The organism is Nocardia sp. NPDC005825 (genome assembly GCF_040630175.1).
Taxonomy (GTDB): Bacteria; Actinomycetota; Actinomycetes; order Mycobacteriales; family Mycobacteriaceae; genus Nocardia.
In genome coordinates, this window is record NZ_JBEXXC010000016.1 from 58819 (window position 1) to 75449 (window position 16631).

At 68.7% G+C, this 16631-nt stretch carries 16 protein-coding genes and 1 pseudogene; 5 read left to right on the plus strand and 12 right to left on the minus strand.

Annotated features, from left to right (window positions below; genetic code table 11):
- Nucleotides 1-163 precede the first annotated feature (163 nt).
- Complete coding sequence (locus ABZ382_RS31430) at nucleotides 164-535, plus strand: hypothetical protein (protein WP_357096582.1); 372 nt, start codon at nucleotides 164-166, stop codon at nucleotides 533-535.
- 32 nt (nucleotides 536-567) lie between these two features.
- Here the strand turns inward: ABZ382_RS31430 and ABZ382_RS31435 are convergent, their stop codons facing one another.
- The 8 genes from ABZ382_RS31435 to ABZ382_RS31470 form a co-directional block, all read right to left on the minus strand.
- Nucleotides 568-1296, minus strand: coding sequence for an enoyl-CoA hydratase/isomerase family protein (locus ABZ382_RS31435; protein WP_357096584.1), 729 nt, complete (start codon nucleotides 1294-1296; stop codon nucleotides 568-570).
- Nucleotides 1297-1345: 49 nt separating this feature from the next.
- Nucleotides 1346-1762 carry an AMP-binding protein gene (locus ABZ382_RS31440; protein ID WP_357096587.1) on the minus strand — a complete coding sequence of 139 codons (417 nt, stop codon included), beginning with the start codon at nucleotides 1760-1762 and terminating at the stop codon, nucleotides 1346-1348.
- 308 nt (nucleotides 1763-2070) lie between these two features.
- Nucleotides 2071-3216: an acyl-CoA dehydrogenase family protein gene (locus ABZ382_RS31445; RefSeq protein WP_357096590.1), complete on the minus strand. Its 1146-nt coding sequence runs from the start codon at nucleotides 3214-3216 to the stop codon at nucleotides 2071-2073.
- Nucleotides 3217-3419: 203 nt separating this feature from the next.
- Complete coding sequence (locus ABZ382_RS31450; RefSeq protein ID WP_357096592.1) at nucleotides 3420-4295, minus strand: lysophospholipid acyltransferase family protein; 876 nt, start codon at nucleotides 4293-4295, stop codon at nucleotides 3420-3422.
- 70 nt (nucleotides 4296-4365) lie between these two features.
- Entirely contained in the window at nucleotides 4366-6057 is a 1692-nt protein-coding gene (locus ABZ382_RS31455; RefSeq protein ID WP_357096595.1) for an AMP-binding protein, read from the minus strand.
- A 37-nt stretch (nucleotides 6058-6094) separates the two neighbouring features.
- On the minus strand, nucleotides 6095-6646 hold the full coding sequence (locus ABZ382_RS31460) for a nuclear transport factor 2 family protein (protein ID WP_357096597.1): 552 nt from the start codon (nucleotides 6644-6646) through the stop codon (nucleotides 6095-6097).
- A 93-nt stretch (nucleotides 6647-6739) separates the two neighbouring features.
- Entirely contained in the window at nucleotides 6740-8014 is a 1275-nt protein-coding gene (locus ABZ382_RS31465; RefSeq protein WP_357096748.1) for a helix-turn-helix domain-containing protein, read from the minus strand.
- Between the two features lie 155 nt (nucleotides 8015-8169).
- Nucleotides 8170-8796: a TetR/AcrR family transcriptional regulator gene (locus ABZ382_RS31470; RefSeq protein ID WP_357096600.1), complete on the minus strand. Its 627-nt coding sequence runs from the start codon at nucleotides 8794-8796 to the stop codon at nucleotides 8170-8172.
- 95 nt (nucleotides 8797-8891) lie between these two features.
- Here ABZ382_RS31470 and ABZ382_RS31475 point away from each other — a divergent pair, with 95 nt between their 5' ends.
- Complete coding sequence (locus tag ABZ382_RS31475) at nucleotides 8892-9689, plus strand: thioesterase family protein (RefSeq protein WP_357096603.1); 798 nt, start codon at nucleotides 8892-8894, stop codon at nucleotides 9687-9689.
- On the opposite strand, the gene ABZ382_RS31480 is transcribed toward ABZ382_RS31475, so the two are convergent.
- Complete coding sequence (locus ABZ382_RS31480; RefSeq protein ID WP_357096606.1) at nucleotides 9661-10485, minus strand: alpha/beta hydrolase; 825 nt, start codon at nucleotides 10483-10485, stop codon at nucleotides 9661-9663. The genes ABZ382_RS31475 and ABZ382_RS31480 overlap by 29 nt on opposite strands.
- A 115-nt stretch (nucleotides 10486-10600) precedes the next feature.
- On the opposite strand from ABZ382_RS31480, the gene ABZ382_RS31485 reads away from it, so the two are divergent.
- Nucleotides 10601-11503, plus strand: a complete 903-nt coding sequence (locus ABZ382_RS31485) for a helix-turn-helix domain-containing protein (RefSeq protein WP_357096751.1) — start codon at nucleotides 10601-10603, stop codon at nucleotides 11501-11503.
- A gap of 68 nt (nucleotides 11504-11571) precedes the next feature.
- On the plus strand, nucleotides 11572-13044 hold the full coding sequence (locus ABZ382_RS31490) for a hypothetical protein (RefSeq protein ID WP_357096608.1): 1473 nt from the start codon (nucleotides 11572-11574) through the stop codon (nucleotides 13042-13044).
- Between the two features lie 28 nt (nucleotides 13045-13072).
- Here the strand turns inward: ABZ382_RS31490 and ABZ382_RS31495 are convergent, their stop codons facing one another.
- Entirely contained in the window at nucleotides 13073-13687 is a 615-nt protein-coding gene (locus ABZ382_RS31495; RefSeq protein WP_357096611.1) for a helix-turn-helix domain-containing protein, read from the minus strand.
- 54 nt (nucleotides 13688-13741) lie between these two features.
- The gene (locus ABZ382_RS31500; RefSeq protein WP_357096614.1) at nucleotides 13742-14476 is read right to left on the minus strand and encodes a hypothetical protein; all 735 of its coding nucleotides are present in this window, start codon (nucleotides 14474-14476) and stop codon (nucleotides 13742-13744) included.
- Between the two features lie 177 nt (nucleotides 14477-14653).
- On the opposite strand from ABZ382_RS31500, the gene ABZ382_RS31505 reads away from it, so the two are divergent.
- Complete coding sequence (locus ABZ382_RS31505; RefSeq protein WP_357096617.1) at nucleotides 14654-14854, plus strand: hypothetical protein; 201 nt, start codon at nucleotides 14654-14656, stop codon at nucleotides 14852-14854.
- Nucleotides 14855-15085: 231 nt separating this feature from the next.
- Here the strand turns inward: ABZ382_RS31505 and hflX are convergent.
- Nucleotides 15086-16555, minus strand: a pseudogene (gene hflX, locus ABZ382_RS31510) (GTPase HflX); the annotation flags it as partial.
- Nucleotides 16556-16631 lie beyond the last annotated feature (76 nt).

The following is a 16631-nucleotide window of genomic DNA, read 5'->3' on the forward strand; positions in this document are numbered from 1 at the left end:
GGTTGCGCCCGCAGTTTTTTTCGCGCCCGTCCGTTCTATCTGATTGCGTAAGTTGTTAATTGCGTACCTTGCGGAATTCTTCAGCAAACCACATACCGCCGGGCCCGTACGGGCGTAGCGTCACCGCTCGCGAGAAACCGTCACGGCTAGGAGAGGAAAATCCATGGCGGACTTGGAAGTTGCCCTGAAGGACATGATGATGCTGGACGGCGCCATCGGCGCCGCCGTCGTCGACTACGGCAGCGGCATGCCCCTGGGCATGCTCGGCGGCTCGAAATCCCTGGATCTCGAGGTGGCGTCGGCCGGCAATACCGAAGTGGTGCGGGCCAAACTGCGCACCATCGAGCAACTCGGCCTCAATGAGGAGATCGAGGACCTGCTCATCACCCTGAACAACCAGTACCACCTGGTGCGCCCACTGCGCGGCCGCCGCTCCCGCGGCCTGTTCCTGTACGTTGCCATCGACCGCGCCCGCGGCAACCTGGCCCTGGCCCGGCACCGCTTGCGCGACATCGAGGAAACCCTCGAGGTCTGACCGGGGGCGCTGTCGCCGCCGGGGCGGTGGCGTCAGCGCCGGGTCAGACGCTCCATGGCGTCCTCGGGCATGCCGAAGGGGAGGTCGGTTTCGGTCTGCAGGGCCTCGGCGCGGGGCAGGTCGCGGGAATTGGCGTAGAGGGACTTGTAGATTCGGTTCGAGCCCGCGGAGTTGGCAGCGATCTGGGCGGCCAGACGGGCGACGAATTCGTCGAGGCCGACGTCGGAGACGCAGTGGTTCACCAGGCCGATGTCGGCGGCCTCGACGCCGCTGATGCGGCGGGCGGTGAAGCTGAGTTCCTTGGCGCGAGCCATGCCGACGCGCTCGGGGAGCCGGACCGACATGCCCCAGACCGGGGCCAGGCCCCACTGGCTGTGGGTGTCACCGAACTGCGCGGTGTCACCGGCTACGAGGAAGTCGCAGGCCAGGGCGAGTTCGAGGCCGCCGGTGAAGCAGTGGCCGCGGATCTTGCCGATCACCGGGACCGGGAACTCCTCGAGCATGGTGACAGTCTTGGCCTCGTCGTAGCGGAATTCCAGGGCGTCGCCCGCGGCGAGCGATTCCAGGTCGTGCCCGGCACAGAAGGAGCGGCCCGCGCCGGTGAGGACGATGCAGCGCACGTCCGCGCCGGACAGCGCGTCCAGGTGCGCGCGCAGCTCCTCGAAACTGCCCGTGGTCAGGGCGTTCAGCTTATCGGGCCGGTTCAGGGTGAGGGTGGCGACGCCGTGTTCGACCGTCTTGGTGACCAGCTCTGAACTCACGAGACACGCCTTTCCTCGGTGATCCGGCCCGCCGCCGGTCCCGTGTGGATCATGACAGATCCGAGGGCCCAAACAGGGCAAATGGACGCTTGGTGATTCCGAAGCCGGTCTCCGGATACCGCCGGATCCGCCCCGTCACCGCCCGGTCGTCGAGGACCACCCAGTACATGTCCTCGAAGGGCAACTCGTCGACGTATCGTTCCAGCGTGATACCCAGGCGCACACCGGAATCCGCACAGACGAACCGATTGCGCTCGTAGGGTTGAGCCGGATCCACCGACAGCCAACCGGCTCCGGCCTTGGCGACCGCCCACGCCGCCAGCACCCATTCCGGCGAGCACGGCATGCCGACCGCGAGCACCGCGTCCGGCACGACCCGCAGTTCGATGAGCAAGTGCGCCAGCTGATTCGAGCGCCGATCCAGGTCACGATAGGTGGCCCGGTGTTCGCTTCGCGATCCCTGCATACGCCCGGCTCCTCCAGGATGCTCTGCCGACGCCCCGGAATATCACCAGCTACCGACCGTGGGGCCTGCGCTGACGAGGCGAAAGTCCATCCACAAGACAAGGTCCGGACCATTTTGACAGAGCCCGTCGACGACAGGGCAACATTAGAGCAACCCATCGCGTGTCGGCCGGTGGCCCATTCGGGCCCGCTCCGGATCGGAGGAGCTTCCCAGGCCGGGCGTCGCCGCCCGGCATCCGGCCCGGCCACCGCGGAAACCACTGACGCGGAACGTATTCCGGTCGCTGTCCGCGGCGGCCGTCACCCGGGTCAGGTCAGCTTCAGGCTGCGGCCGATGATCTCCTTCATGATCTCGGTGGTGCCGCCGTAGATGGTCTGGATGCGGGCGTCCATGTAGGCCTTGGCGATCGGGTACTCACGCATGTAGCCGTAGCCGCCGTGCAGCTGCAGGCAGCGGTTGATCAGGTCGAGCTGCTCCTCGGTGGACCACCACTTGGCCATGGCGGCCTCCTCGACGCTCAGCTTGCGATCGTTGAGCAGTTCGATGCAGCGGTCGACGAAGACCCGGACCGCGGTGGTCTTGGTGGCCAGCTCGGCCAGCACGAAACGGGTGTTCTGCAGTGCGCCGATCGGTTTGCCGAAGGCCTTGCGGTCGCGCACGTACTGGCAGGTCAGCTCCAGGCAGCCCTCCATGGCGGCGGCGGCCATGACGGCGATGGACAGACGCTCCTGCGGGAGGTTCTGCATCAGGTGGATGAAGCCCTGGCCCTCGGTGCCCAGCAGGTTCTTGCCGGGGACGCGGACGTCGGCGAAGGACAGCTCCGCGGTGTCCTGCGCCTTGAGGCCGATCTTGTCCAGATTGCGGCCGCGCTCGAAACCGGCCATGCCGCGCTCGACCACCAGCAGCGAGAAGCCCATGGCGCCCGCGGCCGGATCGGTCTGGGCGACCACGATCACGATGTCGGCATTGATGCCGTTGGTGATGAAAGTCTTGGAGCCGTTGAGGATCCAGTCGTCGCCGTCCTTCACCGCGCGGGTCTTGATGCCCTGCAGATCCGAACCCGTGCCGGGCTCGGTCATCGCGATCGCGGTGATGATCTCGCCGGAACAGAAGCCGGGCAGCCAGCGCTGCTTCTGCTCCTCGTTCGCCAGCTCCAGCAGATACGGCGCGATCACGTCATTGTGCAGGCCGAAACCCAGGCCCGAGTACATGCCCTTGGTGACCTCCTCGGTCACGATGGCGTTGTAGCGGAAGTCGGCCTCGCCCCCGCCGCCGTACTGCTCCGGCACCGCCATGCCGAGGAACCCCTGCTTGCCGGCCTCGAGCCAGACCGAGCGATCGACGACTCCGTCGTGCTCCCACTGCTCGTGGTTCGGGGCCACATGCTGATCGAGAAACTTACGGAACGACTCCCGGAACAGCTCGTGTTCGGGTTCGAAAAGGGTGCGCTCCACGCCAACCTCCTACAGTGACCACATCGGCACCATCGCCTGTGTTCAATACCGTACTCGAAAGTCGAACGGAGGTTAACTTCACGGGCCGAGAAAGTGGTCCGAACTGCGACAGTCGCCCTTGACGTCGCGGAACGGAGGTCCTGAACCCGGGTAAACCTACCGGGAAGTCAGTGCGCCCGGGACCAGAGTCCGGGGCGGCGAGCTCAGAGGCCGAAGCGGCCGAGGGTGCGTCCCAGCAGGCTGCGACCGCGGTCCCGGTCGCGTTCGCCGAGCAGGAAGTCGAGTTCGCCTTCGAGGGCCTTCTTCACCACGGCCTGCAGTTCGTTCGCCGCGGCGTCGGTGTCGGGGATGTCGCGCCAGGGGCTGGTGTCGATCGGGGTGCCCACGGAGAAGTAGAAGCGCTCCGGCTTGGGCACCAGGGTGGGACCCAGCCCGCGGATCAGCGGCGGGGTCAGGGTCGAGCGCAGGCCCAGGCCCTCGACGGCCTTGCGCACCGGGAACATGACCGGGTGATCGCCGTCGAAGACGATGTCGAAGACGTCGTCGCCGCCGACCATGGCGATCGGGACGATGGGCGCGCCGGTCTCGATGGCCATCTTGGCGAAGCCGGTGCGGCCCTCCCACACCAGCTGATACTTCTGGCCCTTGCCGCGCATGGCCTCGCGGCCGCCGCCCGGGAACACCGCCACCGCTTCGCCCTGCTCGAGCAGCGTGGTGCAGTTGCGGCGGTTGCCGCGCACGATTCCCCAGCGGTGCAACACATCTCGCAGCCCCGGCACGTCGATGAGGACGTTCTCGGCGAGCCCCCGCACCAGCCGATCGTGGCGCACCAGGATCTCGTGCGCGAGCAGCGGCGCGTCGGTGCCGCCCGCCAGACTGTGATTGCCGACGAGCAGCACCGGGCCCTCGAGCGGGAAGTTCTCCATCCCGTAGAAGCGCGGGCTGAACCAGGCCCGCGACGGCGCGACGAGCGCGTCGATGATCCGGCGATCGGTATCGGTGAGATCGACGTGCAACGGCGCGCCGTCGGTCAGCCGCTTCGGCGTTTGTTCTTCGGACCCATGACTGTCGTGAGACAAGGCAACCCTCCCTGCAGATCTTTCGATAACTTCATGGTAACGAAAGTCCGCGCAGGTCACCGAATCAGGGTTAGAACAGGTTCCCCCGGCCGAATGAGACGAACTCGGCTTCGAGTTCCAATTTGCCGGAATCGGTCAGGCGTTCATATTCGGGCTTCCCGCGGCCGAACCAGCGGAAGAGCAGCTCGCCGGTGTGCCAGCGCTGTTCCTGGAGTTCACGTTTGAGCACCTTGTTCGAGCCGGTGACCGGGAGGCTACCGGAGACGCGGAGCAGGCGGGGCGCACCCTTGGAGCCGAGATCGTCCTGGGCCGTGAGGAATTCGGCGAATTCGACGGCGTCGAAGGCATCCGGGTCCGCGACCTCGATGGCCGCCATCACCCGGTCGCCCGAGCGCGGGTCGGGCACCCCGTAGACCGCGGCGGCGATGACCGCCGGGTGCCGCCGGATGACCTGTTCGATGGACAGCGTCGAGGTGTTCTCGCCGTCGACGCGCAGCCAATCGCCTTTGCGACCGCCGAAGTACAGGAATCCGGCTTCGTCGATATAGCCCAGGTCACCTGTCCAATACCAACCGTTCCGCAAACGTTCGGCATCCGCGACATCGTTTTTGTAATAGCCCTCGAATACGATCGCGCCCGCCTTGTCGACCATCTCGCCGACCGATTCGTCCGGATTCAATACACGGCCGTATTCATCCAATACCGCGCGCGGACAATCCTCGAGGGTGTCCGGATTCACGACCGCCACGCCCGGATGCGCCGGACGGCCCAGCGCGGCGGCCGGAGCCTCCGGATCCAGCGCCGCCAGGGCCGGGCCCTCGCTGGAGCCGTAACCCTCGAACAGCTCGGCCCCGAAACGGCGGCGGAACTCGGCCTGGTCGGCCACCGACGCCTCGGTGCCGAAACCGCGGACCAGGGTGGTGTCGGCGTCCTGCGGGGTGGCCGGCGTGGCGAGCAGGTAGCCCAGCGCCTTGCCCACGTAGGTGAAGAAGGTCGCGCCGAAATACCGGACGTCGGAAAGGAATCCGGTCGCGGAGAACTTCGGTGTCAAGCACACCGTGGCGCCGTTCACCAGGGCGGGAGCCCACAACGCCATGATCGCGTTGCCGTGGAACAGCGGCATGCAGCAGTAGTCCACGTCCTCGCGGATGTGCCCGAACTTGTCGCTGGCCGCGTACCCGAGGATGGCCAGGCGGCGCTGGGTGCACTTGACCGCCTTCGAGGTGCCGGTCGTGCCCGAGGTGAACAGCAACAGCAGCAGGGCCTCCGCACCGGCGTGCGCGACCGGCTCGGCCGCGTGCGCCGCCACCCGCTCGACATAGGCCGGGTCGTCCACCAGCAGGAACCGGTCCGGTTCCAGGCCCAGGTCCAGGGCGCCGAGCCGGGCCATGCCGGCGGCGTCGGTGACGATCAGCTGGCAGTCGACATAGCGGATGTCGGCTGCCAGCTGAGCGTTGCCGCGCGTGGGATTGATGCCGACCACGGTCGCGCCCGCCAGCGCGGCCGCACCCAGCCAGAAGACGAAGTCGGGCACATTGTCCAGCAGCACACCGATGTGGAACGGCCCGCCGCGCCGCAGGTCACGAGCCAGTTCGGCGCGCGCCGCCGACTCCCGCACCACGGCGTCCCAGGTCCAGTCCCGCTCCCGGGTGCGCAGGCCGAGCCGCTCGTCACCGAGCCGGTCGAGCAGCAGGCTCGCGATGTCCGCGCGCCGCTCGACCGGGGCCTGCGCCGCCGGGGTTGCCACTGATAGGTCCGTCATGTCCGATTCGCCTTCCATCTGCCGAGTCTCGCTGTTCTCAGACTGCCGAGTGCACGAGTTCGATGTATTCCGCGGGCAATTCGTCGAAGGACAGCTTGCGGATCTCGGTCGGGCCGGAGTGGTAGGAATCCTCGCCCACGATCAAGCCGTTCTCGTCCACCGGCCACAGCAGCAGCTGGCGGAACGCGATCAGGTAGTCGGCCTCGGGGTCGTCCACCGGAATGCCGATCTGGGCCGCGTACGCGCCCGGGTAGATCTGCCGCAGATAGCCCTCGGTGACCACGCAGTCGTCGTCGACCAGCAGCCGGTCCAGCTCGAACTCGAGGATGTTGGACTTGCTCGCCACGAACGCCGAGTAGTACGCGTGTACACCGTCCCAGCCCTTGGGGCCGACATCCTGGCCCGCCTGCCAGAAGTGGTAGTCCGGCTCCGGCGTCAGCGTCTTCATCAGACCGTCCAGGTCGGGCACGGCCTCGGCCTTCATGTGCTCGATGACGATCGAGAGCACCTGACGGTGGCGCTCATTGGTGGTGACGGCCAGCCGCTCCTCGAGCAGCTTCCAGGTCTTGGTCGGTTCCACGATGGCCATGGTCTGAATCTCCTTCTCCCGCACCGGCTCTGCCGTGCCCCACGATCCTCGCCGAGTGACGTGACCCGGATCACCCGCCGCCCGTCGCGGGTATCACCGCCCGGGCCCGACGCTTGTCGGGTCGGCCGCCGCCGGGGCCGACAACTGCGCGGACGACAGCGCCATCCGGCGCACGAACAACACCAGCGTGGCCGTGAACCGGTCCAGCGCGTCGTCCACATCCCACCCCATCACCGCCTCCACCTGCGCGATTCGCGCGGCCACCGTGGAGTGATGCAGATGCAGCTCGGTCGCGGTGCTCCGCAGCGTGCCGAAGACACAGAACGCCTCGAGGGTGTCGACCGCGAGCGCGCCCGCCTCGGTCGCCGCGAATTCGTTGATCCGCGTCACATCGGCGGTCCCCAGCAGCCGCTGCACCGGCAGATCCGCCAGCAGCTCCAGCGCCCCCAACCGCTCGAACGCGATCACCCGACGGCCGTGCCAGGTCGAGGACGCGAACCGCAACGCCCGTCGCGCCTGTCCCCACGACGCGGCCGCCGCCAGCGCCGGCAACCGCTCCCCCACCCCGATCCACGGACCCGCGACACCCGCCTGTGACGCCGGAAATGCCTGTACGACAGCGAAGTTCAACGTGTCCGAGAGTCCGCGATCCACCATGGAGGGACGGCCGGGCCCGGTGGTCGGGCCCGCCGCACCGGCGGCCTCGCCCGCGGGAAAGCCGTTCGCCGCGACCGGGCCACGCCCGTCGGACCCGACGCCCAGCGGCGCGAGATCCTGCACCAGCACCGCGGTGGTCGCCCCGATCACAGCCTGCCGCAGGATCGGCACCTGCTCACCGATGATCCGGACCGCCTCCACCGCCCCGGGCCCGGCGACCGCGAGCACCCTGGTGGCGCGCCCGGGATCCAGACCGAGCAGCCGCATCGCCCGGACCCGATCCTCGCGCCGTTCCTTCTCCGACAGCACCACCTCCAGCAGCGCCGGATCGTCCATCCCGAGCGGATTCGCCACCTGCCGCGACGCCGACACCAGCAAACAGTGCCGCAGTCGATCCAGCACCACCCCGTCGAGGAGATGCGGCCCGGCCGCGGACTCCGTCACCGCCGGCTCGGATGCGGCTCGGCGCTCCAACCACACGGCGGGGTCGGACCCGAGGGCATCGGCCGGGACGCCCGTGGCGGGGAGCAGACGGCCGGCCGCGTCGTAGCGGATCACGGTGCCCGACGGCCAGCTCGCGCCGACCGGGCACTCGGCCAGCAGCGCGGCGGCGCGAATCACGGTGTCGGCGTTGGCGGCTGATTCGTCGAAGGCGTCGAAGTGGGTGATCACGCGCAGCGCCGCGGCCGGGTCCGCACCGAGCTCGGACAGCCGGAGCGGATGCGCGGGCGGCGCGGACTCGGTCACGCTGCTCCCTCCACACTGATGGGCATCCGACCAGACTGACGAGCCGCCGGGGCGACCGGAAGGGAAACACGCGAATCGTCCAACTGGGTGGGACTGACCGCCGATGGATACCCGCGCGGTCAGCGCAGCGTGAACAGCCGCAGCGACGCCTCGACCACCCCGTCCCGGGCGTGGTGGCCGGGGTCGGTGTCGGGGCGCAGCCAGATCGACGCGTGATTGAGAATGCCGTGCAGACAGTGCAGGGCCACCGCGGGATCGGGGCAGTCGAAGGCGTCCGAGTCCATGCCGCGGTCGATGACCTCGCGGAAGATGCGGTCGTGGCGGCGGCGCATGGTCTTGATGGCCTCGCTGTGCTCGGCCGGCCAGGGGGCGGGGAACGAGAACAGCTTGCCCACCTCGGGGTAGAGCACGGTCAAGATGTGCAGCTGCTCGGCGATCAGGATCCGCAGCTGCTCGGCCGGGGGACGGTCGGCGGCCGCGTCCAGCGCTTCGCGCAGGCGGACCAGGACGTCGGAGGTGAGCTTCTCCAGGGCCGCGGAGACCAGCGCGTCCTTGCTCGGGAAGTAGTGGTAGAGGGTCGCTTTGGCGATATCGGTGCGCTCGGCCACGTCCTCGAAGCGCATGCCCTGGTAGCCGCTGCTGGACAGGATCTGCAGCGCGGTCGCGATCATCTCCGCCTTGCGGCGGTCGCGCCGACGGGCCGCGCGCCCGGGCGGGGCGGCCTCCTCGTCCACGGTCGTACTCATCGGTCGATCATATCCGCCGCTCAGGTCTATTAGACCGACCACACAGATGGTTTGCCGACTAGCCAGATCAAAACTCGACCCGTAGGTTGAGAAACGTGACCACGAACGCACCCGAGACCGCCTACTTCCGGCGCGTCGGCGAACACCGCTTCGTCCCCACCCGCCACGCGGGCGGCGCCTGGTCCTCCGGCGAACAGCACTTCAGCCCGGTAGCCGGGGTGATCGCCCACGAGATCCTGCGGGCTCGACCCGAACGCGGCGACCTGGTGCCGAGCCGCATCTGCTTCGACATCCTCGGCCGGATCGCATTCGAGGAGTTCGAGATTCGCGTCGAGACCATCCGGCCGGGCCGCACCATCGAGCTGGTGGAGGCGACGCTGAGCATCGGCGGCCGCGACACCATCAGTGCGCGAGCCTGGTTCCTGGGTGCACAGGACACTGGCATTGTCGCCGGCGGCGAGCCCGATCGACTGCCGCCTCCGGACGCGCTCGCGCCCTGGTCGCTCACGCCGGTCTGGCCCGGCGGATACATCGAATCGATCCAGGCCCGGCAGGTCGGAATCCCCGAGCCCGGCCGTGCCACCGCGTGGATCACCACCGACATCGACCTGGTCGAGGGCGAGGAAGTCGACCCCGTGGCCGCCTTCATCGCCCTGGTCGACACCGCGAACGGCATCGCCGTCCGCCAGGAACCCACCAAATGGATGTTCCCGAATGTGGACCTGACCCTGCACCTGTACCGGCAGCCCGAAACCCCCTGGGCCGGGCTGGACACCAGCGTCGTCTTCGGCCACGCCGGCCAGGGCCTGACCAGCACGGTCCTGCACGATCTGCGCGGCCCGGTCGGCTACGCCCAGCAGAGCCTCACCCTGCGGCCGCAGCCGACCACCTGACCCGCGCGCCGCGACACTCCCCGCGCCGGGCGACGAAATCCTGGATCAGCCCCACGAATTCCCTCGGCTGCTCGGCCATCACGACGTGCCCGGTGTCGACCTCCTCGTACACCGCGCCGGAGATGCCCGCGGCCAGCTCGCGAGCATTGGCCACCGGCAGGAAGCCGTCGTGCGCCGCGCCGATCACCATGGCCGGGGCCTGAATACGCGGCAGCAGGCCCCGAATGTCCAGGCGCAGCGCGAGTTCGATCTGCCGTCGCCTGCCGGGAGTCGGGCGGAAAGCGGTGGCCAGCTCCTCGACGGCGTCGCGGCCGATGGTCCGCAGATGGCCGCGGCTGAACGCGAGCAGCATCGAATACCGGGCGAACGTGTCGGCGTCACCGAGGAGATCACGCCAGACGGTCAGCGCATTGCGCAGGTACTCGTCGCCGTGGCCGGCGAAGGTCGCGACCGGGACGACGGTGCGAACCAGGTCGGGGTGCAGGGCCGCGAAGGCGGCCACCACCACGCCGCCGAGGGAGTGCCCGACCACGTCGACCGGACCCGCGCCGAGGTCCCGGACCACGGCGGCCAACTGCTCCACCAGTTCTTCGACGGTCAGATCCGCGCCGTCGTCGCGAGCCGCGTCGCTGCCCGAAAGATTCGGCAGCACCACCGTGCCGGTTTCCGCGAACGCGTCCTTGACCCGATCCCACGACCGCGCACCCGCACCGGCCCCGTGCACCAGCACCAGCGGACGTCCGGCGCCCAGCATCTCGTACGGCACCCGTGCTGTCCCCACCGTGATTTCCTTCATGTCCAGCTCCTTTCGCTCGATGTCATCGACCCTGCCAAGGGGGTCGAGCGATGAGGAGCGGAGAGTTTCCCCTAGGAGCGGCGCTCCCAGGCACCGGAAGATGGACGACATGACCATGGATCGCGACAAACTGGCGGACTTCCTGCGCCGATCCCGCGAGCGACTACAACCAGGGGACGCGGGCCTGGCCGCCGGACCGCGCCGCCGCACCCCGGGTCTGCGGCGCGAGGAGCTGGCCCACCTGGCCGGCGTATCAGCCGATTACGTGATGCGGCTCGAACAGGCCCGCAGCTCCCAGCCCTCGACGCAGCTGCTCGCCGCCCTCGCCCAGGCGCTGCGATTGAGCGCCGACGAACGCGACCACCTGTACCTGCTGGCCGGGCATCGGCCGCCCGCCGGAGCCCTGGCCGGGAACACCGTGCGACCCGCCCTGCGCTACCTGCTCGACCGCTTGGGCGACACCCCGGCCCAGCTGATCACCGATCTGGGCGACCTGCTCGCGCAGAATGCGTTGGCCGAGACCCTGTTCGGCTGCGTGTGCACCATCGCCGAGCCGGATCGCAATATCGTGTGGCGCTGGTTCACCGAACCGGCCGTGCGCGCCGCCTATCCCGCCGCGGACCACGAGAACCTGAGCCGCCTGCGCGTCGCGGACCTGCGCGCGGCCGTCACCCGCCGCGGTTACGACCACGCCGCGACCGCTCTCATCGAGCGCCTCGAAGCCGCGAGCCCCGAGTTCACGGCGCTCTGGCAACGTCACGAGGTGGCCGTCCGCCGGGAAAGCCATGTGCGCGTGCACCATCCGGCCATCGGCACCATCGAATTCGACTACGAACTGCTGCACACCCACGCCGAGGATCAGCGCCTGCGACTGTTCACCCCGCCGCCAGGCTCCCCCGCGGCCGAGGCTCTCGACGTCCTGCGCACCCTCGGCCCCGATATCGCCCACCGCTCACACCAGCCCACCGCGAACGTCACGGCGTCGTCGGAATCTCCTCCTGGGGCCCACCACCTCTGAAATGTTCTCAGAATCCCCTTAGTTGAGACCCCTCGCCCATTTAAGACACCGTGTCTTAAACTTCCGACGTGAAATTCAGGCACAAGACCACTCTGCTGGCAGGCCTCGGCGTCCTCGCGACCCTGGCGCCGCTGACCCCCGCGGCGGCCGAAGAATCCGGACTGCCACCGGGCGGCACCATGCCGCCGGCCAATCCACACATGTCGCACGGAACCACCAGCAATGCGCACGATGACGCCTACATGAGCGACTCGGTCGCGCACGCGGGCCCGAGGTCCGCCGACCTCGATGTCCGGCAGGTCTACATGGGGCGGGCGGACTCCCCGATCGGGGCGTGCATGGCGACCATGTTCGACAGCCGCGGCAACATGTTCTCCGAATGCGCTGGGCCGCAACGGGCCTGGCTGGTCTGGCTCGATCCGCACACCCTGGCGACCAAAGCCGTGTACGACCTGCCGACCGGGCCGGTCCCAGCGGTGTCGTACGTGTACATCGACGATCAGGATCGCATCGTGGCCGCGACCGCGAACCGGACCGTGGAAATCATCGAGGCGGTCTCGGATCCGCGGCCTTCCCTTCGGAAAGTGCGCGAGTACGACCTCACCGGGTCGCTGGTGTCCGGCGACAAGATCGTCGGCGTGATTCCCGACTGGGATGGGCGAATCTGGTTCGCCACCATGGGACACGGCACCATCTCCGGTGCGCAGGTCGGCAGCCGGGACGCGGTCGTGGGCACGATCGATCCCGGCACCGGCGCGGTCAGCACCATGCCGCTGCCGGGCGAAGCCATCGGGAACTCGCTGGCCACCGACGAAACCGGCGGCGTGTACATCGCATCCGATCGCGCCCTGTACCGGTTCGAAGCCGCCGGCAACGCGCCGGTCGTCGCCTGGCGCGGTGAATACGACAATTCCGGAGTCCACAAGCCCGGGCAGATCGCCGCGGGAACGGGCACGACGCCCACCGTGACCGGCGCCGGGTACGTGGCCATCACCGACAACGCCGATCCCATGAACGTGGTCGTCTTCCGGCGCGACACCGGCGCACAGGTCTGCAAGCAGCCCGTATTCGACTCCGCCGCATACCAATTGCCCGCGGGGTCGCCGGTGCACTACGCCAGCGCCACCGAGAACTCGCTGGTGTCGGTCGGCGACGGATTCATCGTCGAGAACAACTACGGCACCCAGCTGGTGATCGATGGCGGCAGCCGAGCCAGCTCCTCCGGCATCGCCCGCGTCGAGGTCGGGCCGGACGGCGGCTGCCACGTCGCCTGGACCAGCACGGAATCCGTGCCGTCAGTCGTGTCGAAGTACTCCTATGCCACCGGCCTGCTCTACAGCTACACCCGTGAAGCCGACCCGGCGGGCATCGGCACCTGGTACTTCACCGCCATCGACGCGGCCACCGGGCACACCGTGTTCAAGACCCGCACCGGTATCGGGCCCACCGCCGACAACACGTACTCGGCCATGACTCTGGGCCCCGACGGAACGGCGTACCTCGGCACCACCACCGGTCTGCTGGCTGTCTTCCCCCGTTAGTGCCGGGCGGCGGGCATCGTCCCGCCGCTCATTCCGGCCGGCACAGCAGGACGGTCCCCATGGCGATCAGATCTCCGGCGGTGCGGTGAATTCCCGCGACGCCCTGGCCCTCTCCCCGCTCGTCCTGCGCTTCCAGGTGCGCGAACGCCCGCGCCGAGAGCACCACGAACAGCCACAGCCGCTCCCGGATCAGCCGCGGATCATGATCGGGCAGCGCCTGTTCCAGCAGCGGCCCCGCCTGCATGGCCCCGACGAAGTGTGGGGCCCACCGCTGCTCGATCAAGCCGAGGCCGAGGTCGGTGATCATCCGATCGGTGAAGCGTGCGACATAGCTGGGATACCCTGTGGCAGCCAGGGTTTCGGAGGCCGGGACGATCAGCGCGGCGAGTACCCGCTCCACTGTCACATGCTCGGGATCAAGCTCGGCCAGCATCTCCCGTCGCCGCGGCTCCCCCCGCGCCGAGCGCGTGGTCACGATCGCCTCGAGCAGCCCGTCCTTGGTGCCGAAGTGATACTGCGCCGCCGAGTTGTTCCGCTGCCCCGCCTCGGCTCCCACCTGCCGCAGCGACAATGCCGCGAACCCCTGCCGCGCGATGAGCCGCTCCGCAGCCTCCACCATCCGCAACCGCGCATCCTCGCCCACCCCGCCACTCTAGAACCCCACCCGACAACAAGATCAGGGAGCTCTCCGGGCACGTCACGGCTTCGTCGGAATCTCCTCCCGGGACCGCACCTGATCGACCTCGATGATCAGGATCTCCCGCTCGTCATCGGTCAGCACCTTCAGAAACCCCGGCGGATTCTCCAGCACATACCCCATCACCGTGCCCCCGCGAGTCTCGATGCGCTCCAACGGCGCCCACGGCACCCGCACGATCGCCGCCGTCACCAGCAGGGCCAGAACCGCCACCACACCGGTGCGATGCATGACGAACACCGCGAACCGCCGCCCCCGCGCACCCCGATGCCCCGTGGCCTGCAACGCGATCATGATCGCGCCCACCACACCCGCGATGATGAGCAGCCACCACAACCGGTAGGTGGCCAGCAGCACCACCCCGAACAGCAACACGATGATCAGCAATACGAGATTCCCGGCGGTCCGGAACGACGGCTTCCCCAGCCGCCATTGATGACTCAACGACGCGGGCACCAGCACCGCCAGCACCACGCCCGTCACCGTCGGATCGGCCATCATCGTGCCGATGACCATCCGCGACGCGTCATCGAGCCCGATGGTGTCGGCCACCGACGCCGCCCGCACCCAGTCGTAATCCGACACCGCGAACAACCGCAACACCACGAACAACACCGCGGCCCCGGTCAACGACAGCCCGGTCGCCCACGCCTCACCGGGGCCCGCGCCGTCCTCGCCCTCCGAATCCTGACTATCCGCCCGCCCGGTCACCCCATCGCCACCGCCGGAAGCCATGCCGCGCAGCATAGCCACAGGTCAGAGCCGCCAAGCGTTGGCACGCCGCGCCGACGACGGCCTGATCCCGACACCCCGTCTCAGCGCTCCCAGACGCGACTTTCGAGGAACGACCGCCAGGAACGCGGTCGGGTGGGGAGACATCGGGCGCCGCGGCGGCGGGTCAGGGGGTGAGCCGTGCGGGCGATCAGTCATGAGGTGCCGGATTATCCGGTGCAGAATCTCGAGGTGGCGCGGCGCGGGCTCGAGGCGCATCGCGACTGCGGCAAGGAGTGTGAGGCCAAGCGGTATTTCACGGCGTTGGTGCCGCATCTGGAAGTGATCGCGCGGCGGCGGGCAGCTTCGGCGGGGTGGAATCTGTGGGCGCGGGAACCGTGATGTCGAACGGGCCCGGGAACGCCCCGGCCGGAAGCCTTGCGAAGGCTTCCGGCCGGGGCGGGTCAGAGTCGGGTCGGGTTACGCGGCACCGAATTTCGACGTGTCGGCCTCATGCTCGCCGTCAGCGTCGTCCAACTCATCGGTTTCGTCCAACTCGTCATCGTCCAGCTCGTCGACGAGGTCATCCTCGAGTTCGAGCTCTTCGACGTCGGTGGCCGGGCCGCCCGCGTAGGCGAACTCCGCCAGCTGGCCGGCGAGGCTGTTGGGGACGCGGGCGCGAACCCGGGTGCCCGATTCCTCGTGGTCGGTGCTGAGGATCTTGCCGTCCGCGTGGATGCGGGCCAGCAGGTCACCGCGGGTGTAGGGCAGCAGGACGCTGACCTCCACATCCAGGCCGCCGAGGATCTGGCCGAGGCGGTCGCGGAGCTGGTCGATGCCCTCGCCGGTGCGGGCCGAGACGAAGGCCGCGTCGGGCATCCAGCCGCGGAGCTGGGTCAGCTCCAGGGGGTCGAGGGCGTCGATCTTGTTGACCACCAGGAACTCCGGCGGCGCGGGCGTCTTGGTTTCGCGCAGGACGTCGGTGATGACCTCGCGCACGGCCTTGATCTGCTGATCCGGCAGTGCGTCGGAGCCGTCGACCACGTGCAGCAGCAGGTCCGCGCCGGTCACCTCTTCCAGGGTGGACCGGAACGCCTCGACCAGCTGGGTGGGCAGGTGGCGGACGAAGCCGACGGTATCGGTGAACACGACCTCACGGCCGTCCTCCAGCGCCGCGCGGCGGGTGGTCGGATCCAGGGTGGCGAACAGGGCGTCCTGCACCAGGATTCCGGCATCGGTCAACGCGTTCATCAGCGACGACTTGCCCGCGTTGGTGTAGCCGACGATCGCGACCTGCGGGATGCCGCTGGACGAGCGCTTGGCGCGCTTGGTGTCGCGGGCGGTCTTCATCTCGCGGATCTCGCGGCGCAGCTTGGCCATTCGCTCGCGAATCCGGCGACGGTCGGTCTCGATCTTGGTCTCACCGGGACCACGCAGACCCACACCGCCATTGCTGCCCGCACGACCACCGGCCTGCCGGGACATGGACTCACCCCAACCGCGCAGACGCGGCAGCATGTATTCCATCTGGGCCAGCGACACCTGCGCCTTGCCCTCACGCGAGGTGGCGTGCTGGGCGAAGATGTCCAGAATCAGCGCGGTGCGGTCGATGACCTTCACCTTGACGATCTTCTCCAGCGCGGTCAGCTGCGCGGGCGAGAGCTCACCGTCACAGACGACGGTGTCGGCGCCGTGCTCGAGCACCATGCCGCGAAGCTCGTCGGCCTTACCCGAGCCGATGTAGGTGGACTTGTCCGGCTTGTCGCGGCGCTGGATCAGCGCGTCGAGCACCTCCGAACCAGCGGTCTCCGCGAGCGCGGCCAGCTCGGCCATGCTCGCGTCGGCCTGCGCGGCCGTGCCCTCGGTCCAGACACCGACCAGAACGACCCGCTCCAGTCGCAGCTGCCGGTACTCGACCTCGGTGACGTCCTCGAGTTCGGTGGACAGACCCGCGACGCGACGCAGCGCGGCGCGCTCCTCGAGCTGTTGCTCGCCGACGGTCGGCGCGGCCGACCAGCCATCACGGCCGGTCTCGGGCGCGTCGTTGGTCTCCTCGTCGAGGTCCTCGGCGGGAGTGAACTCATACGTTTCTGGCTTACTCATACACCTCCATAGTCCCACGTCCCAACGAACGGCCGCACTCGGTTATTTCGGGGCGACCACCACGCCCATTCAGGGG